Source organism: Bacillus sp. mrc49 (assembly GCF_002803435.1).
Window position 1 is genome coordinate 1 of record NZ_PHNG01000652.1, and the last position, 3,914, is coordinate 3,914.

Genomic DNA, 3,914 nt, shown 5'->3' on the forward strand with positions numbered 1-3,914 from the left:
CGATTAAAATAGAGGGCGGAGGACCGATCGGGTCGATCCTTGTCGATAGCAATGCAAAGGGCGAAGTTCGCGGATATGTAACGCACCCCCAAACTCATTTTGATTTGAACGAACACGGAAAGCTTGATGTCAGGAAAGCTGTCGGAACGGAAGGGTTGCTGACGGTTGTCAAGGATATCGGTCTTCGGGATAACTTTTCAGGGCAAGTGCCAATTGTGTCTGGCGAATTAGGTGAGGATTTCACCTATTATTTTGCCACTTCTGAACAGGTGCCATCTTCAGTGGGTGTAGGGGTCCTGGTGAATCCTGATAATTCGATTCTTGCGGCGGGGGGATTCATCATCCAATTGCTGCCTGGAACATCCGATGAAACGATCTCCAAAATCGAGAGTCGCCTGAGCACAATCGAGCCTGTCTCGAAAATGATTCAAAGAGGCTTGACGCCGGAAGAAATCCTAACGGAAATTTTGGGTGAAGGCAATGTGAACATTTTAGAAAAAATGGATGTCGAATTCTCCTGTCAATGCTCAAGGGAGAGAATTGCCAATGCATTGATCAGCCTTGGGAAAGATGAAATTCGGGATATTATCGAGACAGAAGGAAAAGCGGAGGCGCAATGCCATTTTTGCAATGAAACCTACCAATTCTCGAAAGAAGATCTTGAAGAACTGGAAGCAGAAACAGAAAAATAATTGACGGAGGAAAAGGTCTTGCCTAAACAAAAGCTTCGGGCGATCATTGCCGGCCTTGCTGTGCTGAACCTTTTGACTATCATTATCTTTGTCATAAAACCATTAATCACTTCTAAATCCGTAATAGGAGAGGAGACAGCCGCCAGGGTTGGATCCAAGGATATTTCCCGGGAAGCATGGATTAATGAGCTCGAAAAGAGATATGGAGAAGACGTACTTGAGGAAATGGTGGATAAAGAGGTCGTGAAACAGGCAGCAGAAAAATACAAAGTGAAAATTTCGAATAAAGAGGTTGACCGGGAACTTAAAATGATGAAGACGATGTATGGAGCTGCAGGTCAGACTCTTAATAAAAGCACCGATCAATTGAGGCAGGAAGTTCAGTCGAGCCTCCTGCTTGAAAAGCTGCTCACCAAGGACGTCTCTGTCTCCGGGGCCGTCATGGAGAAGTATTATGATGATAATAAGGACATCTATCGGATTCCCACCACGTATCATATATCCCACATTACCACGTCTACGAAAAAGCAAGCGGAAAAAATCAGGCGTGAATTGGCTAAAGGCGTCTCCTTTGAGGTTTTGGCGATGGAAAAATCCCTGGATGAATTCACGGCCAATCAGGGGGGCGACATGGGTTATATATCCCAGGATAACGAGCAGGTCCCTAAGGAATACATTGAAGTGGCAGAAAAATTACAAGTCAATAAGTGGAGTGAGGCGGTCAAGACGGAAGATGGCTGGGCCGTTCTCTATCTGCACGAAAAAATTAAAGGCAAACAGTATGAATACGATGAAGTTAAAGATAAGATACATCGCCAAATAGCTCTTGAACAGATTCAGGCACCGGTATCCGGAAAGATTTTCTGGGATGAATTTGATGTTGAATGGTTTTATGGTTTGAAGGAACAAAAGTAGTTCGTTGGATGTGTAAGAAAATTTAGAATATAATAGATAATCATTGACAACGAACTAATGAAACTGGTAACTTTAAAATAATAAAACCTACAAAAATACTCGGTATTGAAATGATGAGGAGTGGAGAAAATGGCACGTATAGCTAATTCTGTAATCGATTTGATTGGGCAAACACCCATCGTGAAGCTGAACAAGCTTCAACCTGAAAACAGTGCGGATATCTATTTGAAACTTGAGTACTTTAACCCAGGCAGCAGTGTAAAAGATCGCATCGCCCTTGCGATGATCGAGGCAGCAGAAAAAAACGGCACCCTTAAGCCAGGTGACACGATCATTGAACCTACTAGCGGAAACACGGGTATCGGACTTGCGATGGTAGCGGCAGCGAAGGGCTATAAATCAATCCTCGTCATGCCGGAAACGATGAGTCTGGAACGTCGCAATTTACTTCGTGCTTTTGGAGCAGAGTTAGTCCTTACGCCTGGACCTGAAGGAATGAAGGGTGCCATCGCTAAGGCTACTGAGCTGTCTAAGGAAAAAGGGTACTTCATTCCCCAGCAATTCGAGAATGTCGCCAATCCTGAAGTTCATCGCAACACTACAGGTCCTGAAATCGTCGAAGCCTTTGGTGATGAAGGCCTGGATGCTTTCGTAGCCGGTATCGGTACGGGGGGGACGATCACTGGTGCGGGTGAAGTTCTTCGTGAGAAATATCCTGACATCAAAATTTTTGCTGTCGAGCCAGCGGATTCCCCTGTATTATCCGGGGGGAACCCTGGACCGCATAAAATCCAAGGGATAGGTGCGGGATTCGTACCTAGTATCCTCAATACGGACTTATATGACGAAATCATTCAAGTCAATACCGAGGAATCATTCGATTATGCCCGCCGTGCAGCTAAAGAGGAGGGAATCCTTGGAGGGATTTCTTCTGGAGGCGCCATTGCGGCAGCCGTTAAAGTTGCTGAAAAACTGGGAAAAGGCAAAAAGGTCCTGGCCATCATCCCGAGTAATGGCGAACGGTACTTAAGTACTCCGCTATATAACTTTGAGTAATAATACTTTCGTTTAATGAGAAGCAAAGTCCCCGGTGGGCTTTGCTCTTCTTTTTGCAGAAAAAAGGTCTAGGCCACTGCTAATCTTCGCCGATGGCTTGCACTATGCGTGTGTAAATGGGTAAACTCTTAATATAGATTTCTTTAGGCGGAGGAGAACGTTGGATGTCATTAGCAGGAGCGACTAAACTTACATGCGGCTCATATGAATTGGATTACAGCAAGAAAACCTTAATTATGGGGATTTTGAATGTTACGCCTGACTCTTTCTCGGATGGCGGGAAATATAATCGGGTAGATGCTGCTTTGAAGCATGCGGAACGGATGGTGAAAGACGGTGCGGATATTCTCGACATAGGCGGTGAGTCGACCCGCCCTAATTATGAGAGGATATCGGATGATCAGGAGATAGAAAGGGTCGCTCCGATCATCGAGGCGATTTCCCGGAACATAGAAATTCCGATATCGATTGATACCTATAAATCAAAGGTGGCCAAGGAAGCTGTTAAGGCAGGGGCCCATATATTAAACGACATTTGGGGAGGCAAAGCCGATTCCTTGATGGCAAAAGTTGCAGCGGAATTTGGTGTGCCGATTATTTTGATGCATAATAGGGATAATATGGATTATGGTCATTTCATTCGCGATGTCTTTGAGGACTTATTCGAAAGCGTCATGATCGTAAAGCAGGCTGGCGTCAAGGAAGAAAACATCATCCTCGATCCAGGCATAGGCTTTGCAAAAGACTTGAAGTTTAATTTGGAAATGATGCGGAATCTTGATAAGCTTGTAGCAATAGGCTACCCAGTCTTGCTTGCAACATCGAGAAAGTCCATGATCGGGCATGTTCTGGATTTGCCTCCAGGTGAGCGAAGGGAAGGAACCGCCGCTACAATCTGCCATGGAATTCAGCAGGGCTGCCAAATGGTTCGGGTGCATGATGTAAAGGAAATGGCGCGAACTGCAAAGATGATGGATGCGCTTTTAGGAAAAGGTGAATGAAATGGATAAGATATTTGTGAATAAAATGGAGTTTTATGGGTATCACGGAGTATTTCCAGAAGAAACGAAGCTTGGTCAGCGGTTTAAAGTCGACCTTACAGTCGAAACCGATTTAGCCAAGGCGGGGAAGAGTGACGACCTAAAGGACTCGATTAACTACGGCGAATTATATGAATTGTGTAAAGGCGTTGTAGAAGGGAAACCTTATAAGTTAGTGGAGGCGGTTGCTGAAAAGATCGCTTCCGAACTT

5 protein-coding genes are annotated in these 3,914 nt (G+C 45.0%); all 5 read left to right on the plus strand.

Annotated features, from left to right (window positions below):
• A partial coding sequence (gene hslO, locus CVN76_RS08540) for an Hsp33 family molecular chaperone HslO (RefSeq protein ID WP_100530916.1) occupies nt 1-692 on the plus strand: 692 nt, incomplete at its 5' end.
• An 18-nt stretch (nt 693-710) separates the two neighbouring features.
• A complete protein-coding gene (locus CVN76_RS08545) occupies nt 711-1,607 on the plus strand; it encodes a peptidyl-prolyl cis-trans isomerase (RefSeq protein WP_100530917.1) in 897 nt (298 codons plus the stop codon).
• A 129-nt stretch (nt 1,608-1,736) separates the two neighbouring features.
• Complete coding sequence (gene cysK / locus CVN76_RS08550; RefSeq protein WP_100530918.1) at nt 1,737-2,663, plus strand: cysteine synthase A; 927 nt, start codon at nt 1,737-1,739, stop codon at nt 2,661-2,663.
• Between the two features lie 164 nt (nt 2,664-2,827).
• Complete coding sequence (folP, locus tag CVN76_RS08555) at nt 2,828-3,664, plus strand: dihydropteroate synthase (RefSeq protein ID WP_100530919.1); 837 nt, start codon at nt 2,828-2,830, stop codon at nt 3,662-3,664.
• Between the two features lies 1 nt (nt 3,665).
• A partial coding sequence (folB, locus tag CVN76_RS08560) for a dihydroneopterin aldolase (RefSeq protein WP_100530920.1) occupies nt 3,666-3,914 on the plus strand: 249 nt, incomplete at its 3' end.